This is a genomic window from Nonomuraea sp. NPDC050556, assembly GCF_044457355.1.
Taxonomy (GTDB): domain Bacteria; phylum Actinomycetota; class Actinomycetes; order Streptosporangiales; family Streptosporangiaceae; genus Nonomuraea.
The window spans coordinates 172,451-190,220 of the sequence record NZ_JBITGU010000007.1 but is presented as its reverse complement, the minus strand read 5'-3'; the positions used below and the strand labels follow the sequence as shown (position 1 = coordinate 190,220).

The following is a 17,770-nucleotide window of genomic DNA, read 5'->3' as shown; positions in this document are numbered from 1 at the left end:
CGGGCTCCCACGCTCAGGTAGGGTCACACACGCTCCGAGACGCACCGAGCCGCTCCAACAGCGGAGTGGCACTCTTTCCATGCCCTGGTGCGGATAGGGTGTGAACTGTCGTCGCCAGAGCAGAACACAACGTCAATAGGGAGGTCGATATGGGCAGCGCTACATCCCGCGACCACCTGATGAAGCTCCTCGAGCCCGTCGTCAACGCCGAGGGTCTCGATCTGGAGGACATCACCGTCACGGCGGCCGGCAAGCGCAAGTTGCTGCGCGTGGTCGTCGACAAGGACGGCGGCGTCTCGCTGGACGACGTGGCCGACGTGAGCAACGCGGTCTCCGCGGCGCTCGACGACGACGACACCATCATGGGCCAGTCCGCCTACACGCTCGAGGTCTCCTCTCCTGGCATCGACCGCCCGCTGACCGAGCCGCGCCACTGGCGCCGCGCGGTCAAGCGCCTGGTCAAGGCCGAGATGCGGGACGGCGGCGCGGTGGAGGGCCGCATCATGGCGGTCGACGAGAGCGGCGTCACGATCGACGACCGCCGATTCGAGTTCGAAGACCTCGCCCGCGGACGGGTGCAGGTGGAGTTCCGCCGGATCGACGATGCCGACGAGGGCAACGACGACGGCGAAGAAGGCTAAGGGGGAAGCCTCGTGGACATCGACATGAGCGTCCTGCGCAGCCTGGAGCGGGAGAAGGACATCTCCTTCGACCTGGTCGTCAAGGCGATCGAGGACGCGCTGCTGATCGCCTACTTCCGCACCGAGGGTGCGGCGCCCAAGGCGAGGGCCGAGGTCGACCGGGACAACGGTCACGTCACGATCTGGGCCGCCGAGCTCGACGAGGAAGGCGAGATCTCCAGGGAGTTCGACGACACCCCTGGAAACTTCAGCCGCATCGCCGCGACCACCGCCAAGCAGATCATCCTCCAGCAGCTGCGTGACGCGGAAGACGAGATCAACTTCGGCGAGTTCGCCAGCCGCGAGGGCGAGCTGGTCTCCGGCGTGATCCAGCAGGGCAAGGACCCCCGCGTGGTGCTCGTCGACCTCGGCAAGATCGAGGCGATCCTGCCCCACAACGAGCAGGTGCCCGGCGAGGACTACGTGCACGGCGAGCGCATCCGCGCCTACGTCGTGCAGGTGAAGAAGGGGCACAAGGGGCCGTCGGTCACCCTGTCCCGCACGCACCCGGGGCTGGTCAAGAAGCTGTTCGCGCTCGAGGTGCCGGAGATCGCCGACGGCACCGTCGAGATCGCCGCCGTCGCGCGCGAGGCCGGTCACCGCACGAAGATCGCGGTCAGGTCCCGCAAGCCCGGCGTCAACGCCAAGGGCGCCTGCATCGGCCCCATGGGCTCGCGGGTGCGCAACGTGATGACCGAGCTGCACGGCGAGAAGATCGACATCATCGACTGGTCGGAGGATCCCGGCGAGTTCGTGGGGAATGCACTGTCTCCCGCCCGTGTTTCACACGTCGAAGTCCTCGACCTCGACGGCAGGGTCGCGCGCGTCACCGTCCCCGACTACCAGCTCTCGCTGGCGATCGGCAAGGAAGGCCAGAACGCTAGGCTTGCCGCGAGGCTCACCGGATGGCGGATCGACATCAGGCCCGACACACAAGCCGAAGATGCCGCCGGTTCCGTAGATGCGTCCACGCGGTAAGCTGGAATATGGTGGCCTGGCAGGCCCGCTGAGAACGTGCGTGGGCTGCCGGGTTCGCACGGCCAAGTCCGAGCTGCTCCGACTGGTGCTGGTCGAGGATCAAGTGATCCCTGACCTGCGAGGACGGCTTCCTGGCAGGGGTGCTTCGCTGCACCCCGACCTGGGCTGTCTTGAGCTTGCCGAGCGTCGCCGAGCGTTTCCCCGCGCGTTTCGCGTGCAGGGAACGCTTGACATCTCGCGAGTGCGAGCGCACCTGGAGAAGGAGAACCACGAAATGTCATGTAAGACGCCGAGTTGATGGGCGGAGTCAGATTGCTATGAGCGCCTGATGAGCACGCGGCGATGAGTACGTCAACGTAAAGACGGCCTGGACGGCATAGCCAGCCTCCCGGGCCGAGTAAGGGAGTGCAGTGGCGAAGGTCCGGGTATACGAGCTCGCTAAGGAGTTCGGCGTTGAGAGCAAGGTCGTCATGGCCAAGCTCCAGGAGATGGGGGAGTTCGTCCGTTCGGCGTCCTCCACCATAGAGGCGCCGGTCGTCCGCAGGCTCACCGAAGCACTGGGCGCACCCAAGGGTGGGTCCTCTAAGGGCGGCGGTTCGTCGTCCAAGCCGCAGGCCCCACGGCCTGCCCCCCGGCCGGTTGAGAGCCAGGCCGGCAACGGCGCCGCAGAGGCGCCCTCATCAGCACCACGTCCCGGCCCGGGTCCCAAGCCCGGTCCGCGACCAGGACCGGCCGCACCCGCGGCTCCGGTCGTTCCCGCGGCTCCGGCCACTCCGGCGCGTCCGCCGGTGGCCATGCCGCACCAGCAGCAGGAAGCACCTCGCGCGGAAGCGCCGCGCAACGAGGCTCCGCAGCCGCGTTTCGACAGCGGTGCCGGCGCCCGTCCCGCTGCAGCCTCCGGCCCCCGGCCGGGTCCCGCCGCTCGTCCGGGCCCCAAGCCCGGCCCCGCTGCGCGTCCCGCCGCCGGTGCCCCCGGTGGCGACCGCGGCGCTCCGTCCGGCCCGTCCGGTCAGCGTCCCGGCGCCGGTGCGCCGGCCGGTGGCGGCGCACGTCCCGGTCCCGGCCCCAAGCCGGGTCCCCGTGGCCCGCGTCCCGGCAACAACCCGTTCTCGTCGAACGCGAGCGGCATGGGCCAGTCCCGCCCGCCGCGTCCCGGCGGTCGTGACGGTGCTCCTCCGCGTGACGGCGCTCCCGCCGGCCCGCGCGGCGACAGGCGTGACGGTCCGCCGCGCGATGGCGCGATGCCCCGTCCGCCGTCCGCTCGTCCCGGTGCTCCGGGCGGCGCGGGTGGCCCTGGCGGTCCCCGTCCCGGTCCGGGCGCTGGTGGCCCGCGTCCCGGTGGCGGCGCCGGTGGTCCCGGCGGTCCCCGTCCCGGTGGGCCGCGTCCCAACCCGATGATGATGCCGCAGGGCCGTCCGGCTGGTCCGGGTGGCGGCGGCGGTGGCGGTCGCCCAGGCGGCGGCCCCGGCGGTCGTCCCGGTGGCGGTGGCGGCGGTGGCCGTCCCGCCGGTGGTGGCGGCGGCGGTCGTCCCGGTGGCGGCGGCTTCGCCGGTCGTCCGGGTGGCGGTGGCGGCGCAGGCCGTCCCGGCACGGGCACCGGTGGTCCCGGTGGCGGTGGCGGCGGTTTCGCCGGCCGTCCCGGCGGCGGTGGCCGCGGTCGCGGTGGCGGCACGGCGGGCGCCTTCGGTCGCCCCGGCGGCCGTCCGACCCGCGGGCGCAAGTCGAAGCGGCAGAGGCGTCAAGAGTTCGACAACATGCAGGCACCGGCGATCGGTGGCGTGCAGGCTCCTCGCGGCAACGGGGCGACGCTCCGCCTTCCGCGCGGCGCTTCGCTGTCCGACTTCGCCGACCGCATCGGCGCCAACCCCGCCTCGCTCGTGCAGATCATGCTGCACCTCGGCGAGATGGTCACGGCGACGCAGGCGGTCAACGAGGAGACGCTGCAGCTCCTGGGCGCCGAGCTCGACTACGTCATCCAGGTCGTCAGCCCGGAGGAGGAGGACCGCGAGCTTCTCGGGGCCTTCGACATCGAGTTCGGCGAGGACGAGGGCGACGAGGAAGACCTCGCCGCGCGTCCGCCGGTCGTGACCGTCATGGGTCACGTCGACCACGGTAAGACGAAGCTGCTCGACGCCATCCGCAAGACCAACGTGGTGGCGCGCGAGGCGGGTGGCATCACCCAGCACATCGGTGCCTACCAGGTCACGGCCGAGCACGAGGGCCAAGAGCGGAAGATCACCTTCATCGACACCCCGGGTCACGAGGCGTTCACCGCCATGCGTGCCCGTGGCGCCAAGGCCACCGACATCGCCGTCCTGGTGGTCGCGGCCGACGACGGTGTGAAGCCGCAGACCATCGAGGCTCTCAACCACGCCCAGGCGGCCGACGTGCCGATCGTGGTCGCGGTCAACAAGGTGGACAAGGAAGGCGCGGACCCGACCAAGGTCCGTGCCCAGCTCACCGAGTACGGCCTGGTGGCCGAGGAGTTCGGCGGCTCGACGCTGTTCGTCAACATCTCGGCCAAGGAGGGCACCGGCATCGAGGACCTCCTCGAGGCGATCGTCCTGACGGCCGACGCGGAGCTCGACCTCCGCGCCAACCCCACGATGGACGCTCAGGGCATCGCGATCGAGGCGCACCTCGACAAGGGCCGTGGCCCGGTCGCGACCGTCCTGGTCCAGCGCGGCACGCTGCGCGTGGGCGACTCGATCGTCTGTGGCGAGGCCTACGGCCGCGTCCGGGCGATGCTCGACGACAACGGCGACTTCGTCGAAGAGGCACCGCCGTCGCGTCCCGTCGAGGTCATGGGCCTGACCGGCGTGCCGGGAGCCGGTGACAACTTCATCGTCGTCACCGACGACCGCATGGCCCGCCAGATCGCCCAGCAGCGCGCGGCGCGCAAGCGCAGTGCCGACATGGCCAAGTCGAGCCGCAGGCTCACCCTCGAGGAGCTGTTCAGCAACCTCGAGAAGGGCCGCGTCGACGAGCTCAAGCTCATCATCAAGGGTGACGTGTCCGGTTCGGTGGAAGCACTGGAAGACGCGCTGCTCAAGATCGACGTGGGCGACGAGGTCAGGCTCCGCGTGCTGCACCGCGCCGTCGGTGCGATCACCGAGTACGACGTCAACCTGGCGGTGGCCGACGACAACGCGGTCATCATCGGCTTCAACGTCCGCCCCGAGCCTCGGGCGCGCGACCTGGCCGAGCGCGAGGGTGTCGACATTCGCTACTACTCGGTCATCTACCAGGCGATCGAGGAGATCGAAGCCGCGCTCAAGGGCATGCTCAAGCCCGAGTTCGAAGAGGTCCAGATGGGCACCGCCGAAGTCCGCGAGGTCTTCAAGGTGCCGAAGATCGGCAACGTCGCCGGTTCGCTGGTCCGCTCGGGTGTCATCGTGCGCAACAGCAAGGCGAGGATCATCCGCGACGGCGTCGTCATCGCGGACAACCTCACCGTCTCGTCGCTGCGTCGCTTCAAGGACGACGCGACCGAGGTCCGTGAGGGCTTCGAGTGCGGTATCGGTGTCGGCTACAGCGACATCAAGCTCGACGACGTCATCGAGACGTTCGAGATGCGCGAGAAGCCGCGCGCATAACGCGTGAACGGGCGCCCGGCGGTTCCTCCGCCGGGCGCCCCTCGTGCGACGCCCACGGAGACCGGCTCCACGCCGCAGCAAGGCTCCGCGGGCGGTTCCCTCACGACGAAGCGGCGCAATCAACGATGTATGTCGGTGCCCTGACTCTGGACATCCTGCTCGGCGACGTTCACTCGCTGAAGCAGAAACGCTCGGTGGTCCGCCCTTTGGTGGCCGAGCTGCAGAAACGTTTCCCCGGCGTCGCCGTGGCCGAGACCGGTCATCTCGACCTGCATCGCAGGGCGGAGATCGGCGTCGCCGTCGTCTCCTCGACCGCGGGCCACTGCGGAGAGGTGATGGAGGCCTGCGAACGCCTCGTGGCCTTCCGCCCGGAAATCGAGTTGCTGTCGGCGCGGCAGCGGCTCTACAACGACGAAGAGTGAGCAGTTCGGGCGGGCCGGAACAAGGCCCGCCCGAAGTGCGCTAAACAGATGAGTACGGCAAGTGAGGGGGAGCGAACATGGTGGACGCAGCACGCGCGCGCAAGCTCGCCGATCGCATCCAGCAGATCGTCGCCGAGATGCTGGATCGGCGGATCAAGGACCCGCGCCTGGGTTTCGTGACCGTGACAGACACCCGCATCACCAACGACCTGCGTGACGCGACGGTCTTCTACACGGTGTTCGGGTCCGAGGCAGAGCGTGGCGACACCGCTGCCGCCCTGGAGAGCGCCAAGGGCATCATCCGCTCGGAGGTCGGCAAGCAGACCGGCGTGCGCCACACCCCGTCGCTGACGTTCCAGCACGACCCGCTGCCCGACAGCGCCCGCCAGCTCGACGACCTGCTCGCCGTGGCCAAGGCCAAGGACGCCGAGGTGGCGCGCAAGGCGGCCGGTGCGCAGTACGCGGGCGACGCCGATCCGTACAAGAAGCCAGAGGCGGAAGAGGACGAGGACGAGCCGGCGACGTGACACCCGAGCTGCGTGACAGGAGCCCCAGGCCGGACGGTCCCGTCCGGTCTGGCCGGGGTCCGTCGGAGCGCGACTGGGGGCGGGCGCTGAAGCTCGTCGGCGAGGCCGACGAGATCGCGCTGGCCTGCCACGTCTCGCCCGACGGCGACGCGCTGGGCTCGATGCTGGCCACCGCGTTCACGCTGCGCTCGATGGGCAAGCGCGTGGTGGCCTCCTTCGGCGACCGGCGCTTCGCCGTGCCCAGGCTGCTGCGCTTCCTGCCGGGGCTGGAGATGTTGTCGCCGCCCGCCGACTTTCCCGACGAGCCCGCGCTGATGATGTCCTTCGACTCCTCGACGCTCGACCGGCTGGGCCTGCTCGCGGGCAACGCGGCCAGGGCGCGCGAGCTGGTCGTGGTCGACCATCACCCGTCCAACGCCGGGTTCGGCACGCTCAGCCTCATCGACCCTGGCGTGGCCGCCACGGCCGTGCTGGTCGAGGAGCTGATCAGGCGGCTCGGCCGCCCGATCACCAAGGACGTCGCCACCTGCCTCTACGTGGGGCTGGTGACCGACACCGGCTCGTTCAGACACACCTCCACCACGCCGGCCGCGCACGAGCTGGCCGCTCGGCTGGTCGCCGCCGGGCTGCGTACCGACGAGATCGCGCGCGAGCTGTGGGACCGTTCCCCGTTCGGCTACCTCAAGGTGCTCGGCGCCGCGCTCGACCGGGTCGTGCTCGAAGACGGCCTGGTGTGGACGTACGTCACGCATCTCGACCGGGCCGCGCACGGCCTGCCGTACGACGAGGTCGAGGGGATCATCGACGTGATCCGCCGTACCGAGGAGGCGGAGGTCGCCGTCGTGCTCAAGGAGGACGACGACGGCGCCTGGCAGGTGTCGACGCGCTCCAAGGGCGCGGTCGACGTCGCCGCGATCTGCACCGCCCTGGGCGGTGGCGGGCACGCGGGCGCGGCCGGTTTCACCTCGCACGACACCGTCGAACAGACCATGGACCGTTTCCGAGAGCAACTGAGGACCGCCTGATGGCCGAGAGTGGCCTGATCATCGTCGACAAGCCGGCCGACTGGACCTCGCACGACGTCGTGGGCAAGCTGCGCGGGATCGCCGGCACCCGCAGGGTCGGCCACGCGGGCACGCTCGACCCGATGGCCACCGGCGTGCTGGTCATCGGCGTGGAGAAGGCCACCAGGCTGCTGGGTCACCTGGCGCTGACCGAGAAGGTCTACGAGGCCACGATCCTGCTGGGCGTCACGACGAACACCGACGACGCCGAGGGCGAGGTGCTCGCCACGACCCCGGTGGACGTCGCGGAGGCCGACATCCGCGCGGGCATCGCCGCGCTGACCGGGCCGATCATGCAGGTCCCGCCGCAGGTCAGCGCGATCAAGGTGAACGGCGAGCGGGCCTACAAGCTGGCCCGCGCGGGTGAGGAGGTCGAGCTCAAGGCCCGGCCGATCACCGTGCACTCCTTCGAGGTCACCTCGATCGACGGGCCGTCGATCCGGGCGACGATCCGCTGCTCCAGCGGCACCTACATCCGCTCGCTCGCCCGCGACCTGGGCGCCGGGCTGGGCGTCGGCGGCCACCTGACCTCCCTGCGCCGCACCAGCGTCGGCCCGTACGGCCTGGCGCAGGCCAGGACGATCGAGCAGCTCGGGCAGGAGTGCACGATCCTGCCCATCGGCGACGCGGTGAGCGCCGCGTTCCCGCGCAGGGACGTCACCGAGGAGGAGGCGCGCGTCGTCTCCCACGGCGGCAGGCTGCCCGTGGCGGGCATCGGCAAGGGACCGATCGGCGTGTTCGGCCCGGACGGCGCGCTGCTGGCGCTGGTCGAGGAGCAGGGCAGGATCGCCAAGCCCCTCGCCGTGTTCGTCTAGGCGGGTTTGCGGGCGACCATGATGTCGCGGACGATCGCCTGGTCCACCCAGTGCTCGAACTCCGGGTAGGTCACGACCTCCAGGCCGCTCTTCTCCAGGATCTCGGCGAGGTCGGTACGGCTGCCGCCGTACGTGTTCCACGAGATGCCGATCGCCCCGCCGGGCCGCAGCAGCTCGGCCCAGGCGGGCAGCGCCTGGTCCAGGAGCTCCAGCGGGCTGCGCGACAGCCCCTGGCCGCCCTTGCTGCCGTGCTGCACGCCGTAGGGGGCGTCGGTGACGATCACGTCGAAGGTGCGCGGCTTGAAGAACTCGCGCGCCCTGAGCGTGTCGGAGCTGACGACGGCGACCTGCTGCACGTCGCCCGCCTTGTACTCCTCCTTGGTCACCCCGAAGGTGACGTTGAGCCGGCGCCCGACCAGGGCGCGCTCCCTGCGTACCGGCACGACCTCGGCGGTGTGCTTGAAGCGCTTGTTCTTCAGCCAGGTCTTGAGGAAGAGCGTGTAGGCGTCGAAGTCCTTGCCGTCGATCTCGATCCCGGCGGCGTCGTAGCCGTACATGAGGGCCTGGTTGAGCGTCGTGCCCCTGCCGCACATCGGGTCGAACACGGCGAGGCGGTCGTTCAGCTTGGAGTCCGAGGCCAGGACGGTGACGTTGAGCAGGAGCTTGGTGAAGTGCTCGTTGGTCTTGCCGGCGTACTTCTGGATCGTGATGAGGTCGCTGCTGAGCCGGTCGAGCGGCCTGACGGTCAGTGGGCGCAGCAGGTCGCCCTCGACCTGGTAGAGCGCGTAGACCGACGACAGGTTGGACAGCAGCGCGACGTCGTCCTCCGCAAGCGTCGCCGAGGCGTCGAAGGTGACGTACGGGACGCCGCCGATCGTCGTGTCCTCGATATCGGAAATATCGGCCTTCAGGGCTCGTTCGGCGAAGGCGGCCAGCTCGCTCCTGGTCAGGCGGATGGAGCTCTCGCCGTAGACGCGGTTGAAGGCAGGCAGGATCAGAAGCGCATAACTCGGCATGGTGGCACCGATCGTACCTCCCTACCCCGCGATTGATGGGAATGCGGGGGAGCATGGCAGGCTTGTGGGGATTGATCCGCCACCGATGAATGGGGATGAGCGTGCAGAGCTGGCGCGGACTGGATGACGTGCCCGGTGACTGGGGCAGGTCGGTCGTGACGATCGGCGTGTTCGACGGCGTTCACCGAGGTCACCAGGCTCTTCTGGCGCGCACCGTGGCCGCGGCGCGCGCGCTGGGGGTGCCCAGCGTGGCGGTCACCTTCGAGCCGCACCCCGCCGAGGTGGTCCGTCCAGGGTCGCAGCCGCCCAGGCTGACGACAGCCAGGCGGCGGGCGGAGCTGCTGGAGGCGCAGGGTGTGGACGTCGTGCTGGTGCTGCCGTTCACGGTGGACCTGTCCACGTTGAGCCCGGCGGACTTCGCGCAGACGGTGCTGGTGGACCGGTTGCACGTGGCGGCCGTGCTGGCGGGGGAGAACTTCGCGTTCGGTCACCGCGCCGCCGGAGACGTCGAGATTTTGCGGACGCTGGGCGAGAAGTACGACTTCGGGGTGGAGGTCGTGCCGCTGCTGGACGGGCTGTCCTCGACGCTGGTGCGGCGGCAGGTGGCGTCCGGCGACATGGAGGCGGCGACCGTGTCGCTGGGGCGTCCGCACCGGGTGGAGGGGGTGGTCGTGCGCGGGTACCAGCGCGGGCGGCAGCTCGGCTTCCCGACGGCCAACGTGGAGACGCCGCCGCACACCGCGATCCCGGAGGACGGGGTCTACGCGGGGTGGCTGCAGTGCATCCCGGTGGGCAACCTGCCGGTCGCCTACGAGGGCGAACGGTGGCCCGCCGCGATCTCCGTCGGGACCAACCCGACCTTCGAGGGCGTCCCTCGGACCGTCGAGGCGTATGCCCTCGACCGGGACGACCTGGAGCTGTACGGCACGCATGTGGCCGTGGACTTCGCCGCCCGGCTGCGCGGCAACACCAAGTTCGACTCCATCGAGGCCCTGATCGCCCAGATCCACGCCGACGTCGCCGAAGCCCGCCGCCTGACGACCTGACGACCCGGCCGTGGGCGGCGCAGCCGTACCACGCAGGGGGTTTTTGAGTAGTCACCTACTCAGGTGCAGGACAGAGCGTCCTCCGACACTGGGCGAGTGCTGGGGGTAACTACACGTAATCACGCGAGCCTCATCGTCGCGTCCGCCGGATGGGCGATGGGGACGGTGCTCGCCAAGTTCGCGCTGTCCGGCTTCGGCCCGGTCACCACGCTGGTGATCGAGCTGGCCGCCGCCAACGTCGTGGTCTGGGCGGTGGCGCTGCGCCGCGGCTACCGGCGCCCCAACGGGTTCGGCAGGCTGGCGCTGTTAGGGCTGCTGGAGCCCGCTGTCGCCTACGCCGCCAGGACCGTAGGGCTGGGGATGACCTCCGCGTCCAACGCCTCCCTGCTCAGCGGCACCGAGTCGGTCTTCGGCGTCCTCCTCGCCGCCGTCTTCCTGCGCGAGGGGATCACCAGGCGCGGCGTCGCGGGCCTGGTGGTGGCCGTTACCGGCGTCGTGGCGCTCGGCGGCGGGCCGTCACTGGGCGCGTTCGGGCCGGGCGACGCGCTCGTGCTGCTGGAGGCGCTCACCGCGGCCGTCTACTCGGTGCTGGCCGCCCGCATGGTCGCCGCAGAGGACCCGGACACGGTCACAGCCCACCAGTTCGGCTTCGGCCTGGCGTTCACCCTTCCCGCGGCGGTCGTCCAGTGGTCGACGGGCGCCGAGACGCTGGACGTGCCCGCGCAATACTGGGTGGCGGCGATCGTTTCCGGGGCCGTAGGCTTCGGAGCGAGCTTCCTGCTCTACAACCGGGCCATCGTGCACGTGTCCGTGAGCTCGGCGGCGATGATCCTCAACCTGATCCCGATCTTCGGGGTCGCGGCGGCCGTGGCCTTCCTCGGCGAGTCGCTGACCGTCCCGCTGCTGGTCGGCGCCGCGCTCGTGCTGGGGGGCATCGCGCTGTTTCCGCACCACGACCTCCGCGATGGTAACCTTGCATGTCGGCTCTGTAACGGCTGCGCTGCGCGCTGCCCTGAAGGCCTTCTCGCGGCGACTGTAGGCACGCACGGTCGTTCGCACACCTTGTCTCATTCGCGCGTGCCCGTAGATTGAAGGAGAGCCGTGTCCCTCGACACCGCTGCCAAGAAGGCAATCATCGCTGAGTACGCGACCCTCGAAGGCGACACCGGGTCGCCCGAGGTGCAGATCGCGCTCCTCAGCAAGCGCATCAGCGACCTGACCGAGCACCTCAGGGGCCACAAGCACGACCACCACAGCCGTCGTGGCCTGCTCCTGCTGGTCGGACGCCGTCGCCGCCTGCTGAAGTACCTGCAGGCCAACGACATCGCGCGCTACCGCTCGCTCATCGAGCGGCTCGGCCTGCGCCGATAGTTTGACGAGGGAGCGGCGTTCGCGCCGCTCCCTTCTCATATAGGTGCGGCGCGTCGCGCTGTGCCGTACAACTGAAGATCAGAGACACTAAGAGCCCCCGCGTCCGTCAAGCACCATGCGACCCGCGACGCCTGCGGGCCGGTCCTCGGTAGTGGCTTCCGGTCGGGATGACCGGGCGCTTCGATCGAAGACCGGCGCTGCACCTATACGAGGGTGCCGGTGAAGAAGAGGGCGCGGGAGACCGACCGACCAAGGAGGTCCCCCGTGGAGGGTGTCCACACCGCAGAAGCCGTTATCGACAACGGCGCATTCGGCACGCGCACGATCCGGTTCGAGACCGGTCGCCTCGCGCGCCAGGCGGCCGGCTCAGCCGTCGCCTATCTCGACAACGAGACGATGGTCCTGTCCGCGACCACCGCTTCGAAGAACCCCAAGGACAACCTCGACTTCTTCCCCCTGACGGTGGACGTCGAGGAGCGCATGTACGCGGCCGGCCGCATTCCCGGCTCGTTCTTCCGCCGCGAGGGCCGCCCGTCCGAGGACGCGATCCTCACCTGCCGCCTGATCGACCGCCCGCTGCGCCCGTCCTTCGTCAAGGGCCTGCGCAACGAGGTCCAGGTCGTGGCGACCGTCATGTCGCTGCACCCCGACCACCTGTACGACGTGGTCGCCATCAACGCCGCCTCGCTGAGCACCCAGCTCGCCGGGCTGCCGTTCTCCGGCCCGATCGGCGGCGTCCGCGTCGCGCTGATCGACGGCCAGTGGGTCGCCTTCCCGACCAACCCCGAGCTGGAGAAGGCCACGTTCGACATGGTCGTCGCCGGTCGCGTCCTCGCGGACGGCGACGTGGCGATCATGATGGTCGAGGCCGAGTCCACCAAGGACACGCTGAAGCTCGTCGCCGACGGCGCCGTCGCTCCCACCGAGGAGACCGTCGCCCAGGGTCTTGAGGCGGCCAAGCCGTTCATCAAGGTGCTGTGCGAGGCGCAGTCGAAGATCGCGAAGGTCGCCGCCAAGGAGACCGCCGAGTTCCCCGTCTTCCTCGACTACCAGGAGGACGCCTTCGCCGCCGTCGAGAGCGCGGTCAAGACCGAGCTCGCCTCGGCGCTGACGATCGCCGGCAAGCAGGAGCGCGAGCAGGAGCTCGACCGCCTCAAGGCGCTGGCCGCCGAGAAGCTGGCCGCCGACTTCGAGGGCCGCGAGAAGGAGCTCAGCGCCGCCTTCCGCTCGCTGACCAAGAAGCTCATGCGCGAGCGGGTCATCAAGGAGGGTGTCCGCATCGACGGCCGCGGTCCCAAGGACATCCGCGCGCTCAGCGCCGAGGTCCACGTGATCCCGCGGGTGCACGGCTCGGCCCTGTTCGAGCGTGGCGAGACCCAGATCCTGGGCATCACCACCCTCAACATGCTGCGCATGGAGCAGGTCATCGACACGCTCAACCCCGAGCGGACCAAGCGCTACATGCACAACTACAACTTCCCGCCCTACTCCACCGGTGAGACCGGCCGCGTGGGCTCGCCCAAGCGCCGCGAGATCGGCCACGGCGCGCTCGCCGAGCGGGCGCTCATCCCGGTCCTTCCGGCCCGCGAGGAGTTCCCCTACGCGATCCGCCAGGTCTCCGAGGCGCTGGGCTCCAACGGCTCCACCTCGATGGGGTCGGTCTGCGCCTCCACGATGGCGCTGCTCGACGCCGGTGTGCCGCTGCGCGAGATGGTCGCGGGCATCGCGATGGGCCTCATCGGCGACGGCGACAACTACGTCACCCTGACCGACATCCTCGGCGCCGAAGACGCCATGGGCGACATGGACTTCAAGGTCGCCGGCACCAAGGACGTCATCACGGCCCTGCAGCTCGACACCAAGCTCGACGGCATCCCCGCCTCCGTGCTGGCCGCCGCGCTCAAGCAGGCCAAGGGCGCCCGCCTGGCGATCCTCGACGTGATGCAGGAGGCGATCGACTCCCCGGCGGAGATGAACGCCACCGCGCCGCGCATCATCACGATCAAGGTTCCGGTAGACAAGATCGGCGAGGTCATCGGCCCGAAGGGCAAGATGATCAACCAGATCCAGGACGACACCGGCGCCGAGATCACCATCGAGGACGACGGCACGATCTACATCGGTGCTACCGACGGCCCGTCTGCGGAGGCCGCGCGCAGCGCCATCAACGCCATCGCCAACCCGCACATGCCCGAGGTGGGCGAGCGTTACCTGGGCACGGTCGTCAAGATCGCCGCCTTCGGCGCGTTCATCTCGCTCATGCCGGGCAAGGACGGCCTGCTCCACGTCTCCCAGATCCGCAAGCTGCACGGCGGCAAGCGCATCGAGAACGTGGAAGACGTCATGAGCGTCGGCGAGAAGGTCCAGGTCGAGATCGCCGAGATCGACGCCCGCGGCAAGCTCTCGCTGGTGCCCGTCGAGGTCATCGAGAAGGAGGCCGCCGAGAAGTCCGAGGCGCCCGCCGCCTCGTCCTCCGCTCCCGCCTCCGACGACGCCCCGGCCGAGGCCGCCGAGGACAAGCAGCGCGACGACAAGCCGCGCCGTACGCGCACGCGGGTTCGTCCCACGACGCGCGGTGGTGAGGGAGAAGACCGCAACTCGTGACCGAGCGCAGCGAGGGCACCAATAAGCACGGGGCCTTTCTTGATGGGTCCGCCGAAGGCGGGCCCATCACCACCACCCTGCACTCCGGCAAAGACGGCGCCGGAGTCGTGCGGCGCACCGTCCTCCCCGGTGGGCTGCGGGTGGTGACCGAGACCATGCCGACCGTGCGATCCGTCGCGGTCGGCATGTGGGTCGGCATCGGCTCGCGCGACGAGGCCCCCGAGCACACGGGGGCCACCCACTTCCTCGAACACCTGCTGTTCAAGGGCACGCCCACGCGGGACGCCATGGAGATCTCGGCGTCCATCGAGGGCATCGGCGGGGAGATCAACGCCTTCACCGCCAAGGAGTACACCTGCTACTACGCGCGGGTGCTGGACGAGGATCTGCCGCTGGCCGTCGACGTGCTGGCCGACGTCATCACCTCCTCGCTGGTCACCGAGGACGACGTCGAGTCAGAGCGGGGCGTGATCCTCGAGGAGATCGCCATGCACGACGACGACCCGTCGGACGTCGTGCACGAGCAGTTCTCCGCTGCGCTGTACGGCGACTCGCCGATAGGGCGGCCGATCCTGGGCACCGTCGACTCGATCAACGCCCTGCGGCGTGAGCGGATCGTCGAGTACTACAGGACCTACTACCAGCCGCCGCGCACGGTCGTGTCTGTCGCGGGCAACATCCAGCACGAGCAGGTCGTCGAGCTGGTCGCCCGCGCGTACGAGCGGGCGGGCGCGCTGGGCGGCGGGCTCGACTGCGCGCCGCCCCGCACGTCGGGCACCGGCACGTCGCCGCGCTCCGGCGTACGGGTGGTGGACCGGCCGACGGAGCAGGCCAACCTGGTGCTCGGCACCACGGGCATGGCCCGCACCGACGAGCGGCGCTTCGCCCTCGGCGTCCTGAACGCGGCGCTGGGCGGCGGCATGTCGTCCAGGCTCTTCCAGGAGATCAGGGAGAAGCGAGGGCTGGCCTACTCGGCCTACTCCTACACCTCGGCCTACGCGGACACCGGGCAGTTCGGCATCTACGTCGGCTGCCTGCCGACCAAGATCGACGAGGTGCTGAAGATCTGCCGCGACGAGGTCTCGCGCGTGGTCGCCGACGGGCTCGACGCCGAGGAGATCGTCCGCGGCAAGGGCCAGATGCGCGGCGGTCTGGTGCTGGGGCTGGAGGACACCGGGTCGCGCATGTCGCGGATCGGCAAGAACGAGCTGGTCTACGACGAGCTCATGTCGGTCGACGAGGTGCTGGCGCGGATCGACGCGGTCACCCCCGAGGAGATCGACGAGGTCGCGCGGGACGTGCTCAACCGCCCGCTCAGCCTGGCCGTCATCGGCCCCTACGGCGACAAGGACTTCTCTGCCGCCATCGCGTAACCGCTGGCCTGAAGGCTGAACAGCCGGGCGTACTCGCCCGCTGCCGCCATCAGGCCGGCGTGCGTGCCCTGCTCTGCGATCCTGCCCTCCGACAGGACCACGATGAGGTCGGCGTCCCGCACGGTGCTGAGCCGGTGCGAGATCAGCAGGCTGGTACGGCCGGCCCGATGCTCGCGCAACCGCCGGTGGATCGTGTGCTCAGCCTCGGCGTCCAGCCCCGCGCTCGGCTCGTCGAGGATGAGCAGGTCGCGCTCGCCCCTGACCAGCGCACGGGCCAGGGCGAGGCGCTGCCACTGGCCGCCGGAGAGGACGGCGCCCGCGCCTGCCCCGGCGAAGCGCGTGCTCAGCATCGTGGCGTAGCCGCCAGGCAGCGCCTCGATCGCCCCGTCCACCCCGGCCAGTCCCGCCGCCGCCCTGACCTGCTCGGGCGAGGCGCCCAGCGAGCCGACGGCGATGTTCTCCTCTGCGGTGAAGTCGTAGGCCACGTAGTCCTGGAACACCGCGGCCAGCTTCGAGCGCAACGCGGCCGGGTCGACGTCGCGCAGGTCGGCGCCGTCCCACAGGACCGCTCCGCGGGTCGGGTCGTAGAACCGGCACAGCAGCTTGACCAGCGTCGACTTGCCTGCGCCGTTGAGCCCGACGAGCGCCACGCACGCTCCTGCGGGGATCGTCAGGTTCACCCCGCGCAGCACCCACGGATGCTCGTCGCTGTAGCGGAACCAGACGTCGCGCAGCTCGACGCCCTCGCCCAGCGGCGGCAACGCCCGAGGCGGCAGCCGTACGGGAAGGTCGGGGGGAGCGGAGACGACGGCGGTGTAGTGGCCGAAGACCAGCAGCGCCTGGTGCAGCCGTGACAGCTGGGTGACGCCGCCGGACAGCGCCCCCTGCACCCCGGCCACCGCCGCGGCGAAGACCGCGACGTCGCCCACGCCGAGCGCGCCGCCGGTGACCGCCCACACCAGTCCCGCGCCGCCGATCCCCGCGCCGAGCAGGGCGAGCAGCCCGTGGCCCGCCAGGGCTCTGCGGTCGAGCGCCTGCTCCTGGTCGTTGACCGTACGGATCTCACCCAGGAGCCGGTCGCGCAGGAACGCGCCGAGCCCGAACAGCCGCACCTCCTTGGCCGCTTCCACCTCGGTGAGCAGCTCGGCGTAGAAGATCTGGCGGCGCATGGCCGGGCTGACCTGCCAGTCGAGGCCCACCCGCCGCCTGCTCAGCGAGAGCTGCACGCCCAGGGACGGCAGCGCGGACAGCAGCACGATCACGGTCATGACCGGGCTGAGTACGGCGAGCGCGACGACGAACCCCGCCAGCGTCACCGTCCCGCGAGCCAAAGACAGGCTGGGGGAGAGGATCTGCTGCGTCGCGCCAGAACCCGCCTGCCCGGCGAGCCTGAGCCGGTCGCGGAAGCGCGGGTCCTCGAACGGGCCAAGGCCAACGAACCGGTTGACCGAGGTGAACAGGCGGTCGCGGGTCAGCAGGTCCATGGCGCGGCGCAGCCTGCCCTCGGCGTACTCGGTCAGATGCGGCAGCAGCGCGGCGACCAGCCCGGCCGCCGCCAGGGCCAGCACGGGCGCGAGCACCGGGCGACCGGCGGCCAGGCCGTCCAGCACCAGCTTGGTGAACCACGCGGCCGACACCGGCAGGAACCCGGAGACGGCCGTCGACCCGGCCGCGCAGGCGACGGAGAGCGGCGCGGCCCGCCAGGCCAGGCCCCAGACCGACCAGGCTCGTACGGCCAGCAGCCGGAGCCCGGGGCTCATGCGGTGACGGGAGCGCCGAGACCGGCCACGGTCACCGCGCTCGCCCTGACCTTGCCTGAGTCGTCGGCCAGGTAGAAGGCGGGGAACACCGAGTTGGGGAAGGCCAGGCAGACCGGCCCGTTGGTGGGCTCGACGACCACGGTGGCGCTCTCGCCCAGGGTGGCCGCGTAGGCCTCGCCGCCGGGCCCGGACACCACGGCGAGCACGCGGTCGGCGGTGTGGCCCGCCTGGCGCACCAGCCGCAGGAACGGTTCGATCTGGCCGGGGCAGGCCTTGCACTCGGTGTCGAAGAAGCCGACGACCGCCGGGCTCCCGATGCCGCTCACGTCGGGCAGGGTCGAGCCGACCGGCAGCAGCGGCGGCCCGGCAGGCGTCTCGGTGGTGCGCATCCTGCGGATGACCGCGAGGGTCAGTGTGAGGTTGAGCGCGCTCACGGCGCCAACGACGACCAGAGCTGCGATGACGAACGGCATCAGCGGGTTCCTCTCCACGCGGGGGCCGCCCGCGGCCCGCTCCTG

Annotated in this window: 16 protein-coding genes; 13 read left to right on the top strand and 3 right to left on the bottom strand. The window is 70.5% G+C overall.

Going from position 1 to position 17,770, the window contains the following annotated elements; all coding sequences use genetic code 11:
- The first annotated feature begins 149 nt into the window (after nt 1–149).
- The 8 genes from rimP to truB all read left to right on the top strand — a co-directional run bounded on the left by rimP (nt 150) and on the right by truB (nt 8,082).
- Nucleotides 150–641 (top strand): ribosome maturation factor RimP, encoded by a 492-nt coding sequence (gene rimP, locus ACIBG8_RS51120; protein ID WP_397350656.1) that lies wholly within the window; start codon nt 150–152, stop codon nt 639–641.
- Between the two features lie 12 nt (nt 642–653).
- Nucleotides 654–1,658 carry a transcription termination factor NusA gene (nusA, locus tag ACIBG8_RS51115; RefSeq protein WP_397350655.1) on the top strand — a complete coding sequence of 335 codons (1,005 nt, stop codon included), beginning with the start codon at nt 654–656 and terminating at the stop codon, nt 1,656–1,658.
- Nucleotides 1,642–1,956, top strand: coding sequence for a YlxR family protein (locus ACIBG8_RS51110; protein ID WP_397350654.1), 315 nt, complete (start codon nt 1,642–1,644; stop codon nt 1,954–1,956). The genes nusA and ACIBG8_RS51110 overlap by 17 nt, the downstream gene beginning before the upstream one ends.
- 112 nt (nt 1,957–2,068) lie before the next feature.
- A complete protein-coding gene (infB, locus tag ACIBG8_RS51105) occupies nt 2,069–5,254 on the top strand; it encodes a translation initiation factor IF-2 (RefSeq protein ID WP_397350653.1) in 3,186 nt (1,061 codons plus the stop codon).
- A 125-nt stretch (nt 5,255–5,379) separates the two neighbouring features.
- A complete protein-coding gene (locus tag ACIBG8_RS51100) occupies nt 5,380–5,676 on the top strand; it encodes a DUF503 domain-containing protein (RefSeq protein ID WP_397350652.1) in 297 nt (98 codons plus the stop codon).
- Nucleotides 5,677–5,753: 77 nt separating this feature from the next.
- Nucleotides 5,754–6,203: a 30S ribosome-binding factor RbfA gene (gene rbfA, locus ACIBG8_RS51095; protein WP_397350651.1), complete on the top strand. Its 450-nt coding sequence runs from the start codon at nt 5,754–5,756 to the stop codon at nt 6,201–6,203.
- Nucleotides 6,200–7,228 (top strand): bifunctional oligoribonuclease/PAP phosphatase NrnA, encoded by a 1,029-nt coding sequence (locus ACIBG8_RS51090; protein WP_397350650.1) that lies wholly within the window; start codon nt 6,200–6,202, stop codon nt 7,226–7,228. Before rbfA ends, ACIBG8_RS51090 begins: the two co-directional genes overlap by 4 nt.
- On the top strand, nt 7,228–8,082 hold the full coding sequence (truB, locus tag ACIBG8_RS51085) for a tRNA pseudouridine(55) synthase TruB (protein WP_397350649.1): 855 nt from the start codon (nt 7,228–7,230) through the stop codon (nt 8,080–8,082). The genes ACIBG8_RS51090 and truB overlap by 1 nt, the downstream gene beginning before the upstream one ends.
- On the opposite strand, the gene ACIBG8_RS51080 is transcribed toward truB, so the two are convergent.
- Complete coding sequence (locus tag ACIBG8_RS51080; RefSeq protein WP_397350648.1) at nt 8,079–9,098, bottom strand: TRM11 family SAM-dependent methyltransferase; 1,020 nt, start codon at nt 9,096–9,098, stop codon at nt 8,079–8,081. The genes truB and ACIBG8_RS51080 overlap by 4 nt on opposite strands.
- Before the next feature lie 101 nt (nt 9,099–9,199).
- Between ACIBG8_RS51080 and ACIBG8_RS51075 the strand changes: the two genes are divergently transcribed.
- From ACIBG8_RS51075 to ACIBG8_RS51055, 5 genes are all read left to right on the top strand, one after another.
- Nucleotides 9,200–10,144 carry a bifunctional riboflavin kinase/FAD synthetase gene (locus ACIBG8_RS51075; RefSeq protein ID WP_397350867.1) on the top strand — a complete coding sequence of 315 codons (945 nt, stop codon included), beginning with the start codon at nt 9,200–9,202 and terminating at the stop codon, nt 10,142–10,144.
- Nucleotides 10,145–10,207: 63 nt separating this feature from the next.
- On the top strand, nt 10,208–11,236 hold the full coding sequence (locus ACIBG8_RS51070) for a DMT family transporter (protein WP_397350647.1): 1,029 nt from the start codon (nt 10,208–10,210) through the stop codon (nt 11,234–11,236).
- Between the two features lie 9 nt (nt 11,237–11,245).
- A complete protein-coding gene (gene rpsO, locus ACIBG8_RS51065; RefSeq protein ID WP_397350646.1) occupies nt 11,246–11,515 on the top strand; it encodes a 30S ribosomal protein S15 in 270 nt (89 codons plus the stop codon).
- 264 nt (nt 11,516–11,779) lie between these two features.
- A complete protein-coding gene (locus tag ACIBG8_RS51060) occupies nt 11,780–14,119 on the top strand; it encodes a polyribonucleotide nucleotidyltransferase (RefSeq protein ID WP_397350645.1) in 2,340 nt (779 codons plus the stop codon).
- A gap of 65 nt (nt 14,120–14,184) precedes the next feature.
- A complete protein-coding gene (locus ACIBG8_RS51055; RefSeq protein ID WP_397350866.1) occupies nt 14,185–15,492 on the top strand; it encodes a M16 family metallopeptidase in 1,308 nt (435 codons plus the stop codon).
- On the opposite strand, the gene ACIBG8_RS51050 is transcribed toward ACIBG8_RS51055, so the two are convergent.
- Complete coding sequence (locus ACIBG8_RS51050; RefSeq protein WP_397350644.1) at nt 15,456–17,252, bottom strand: ABC transporter ATP-binding protein; 1,797 nt, start codon at nt 17,250–17,252, stop codon at nt 15,456–15,458. The genes ACIBG8_RS51055 and ACIBG8_RS51050 overlap by 37 nt on opposite strands.
- The gene (locus tag ACIBG8_RS51045; protein ID WP_397350643.1) at nt 17,249–17,725 is read right to left on the bottom strand and encodes a hypothetical protein; all 477 of its coding nucleotides are present in this window, start codon (nt 17,723–17,725) and stop codon (nt 17,249–17,251) included. The genes ACIBG8_RS51050 and ACIBG8_RS51045 overlap by 4 nt, the downstream gene beginning before the upstream one ends.
- Between the last annotated feature and the right edge of the window lie 45 nt (nt 17,726–17,770).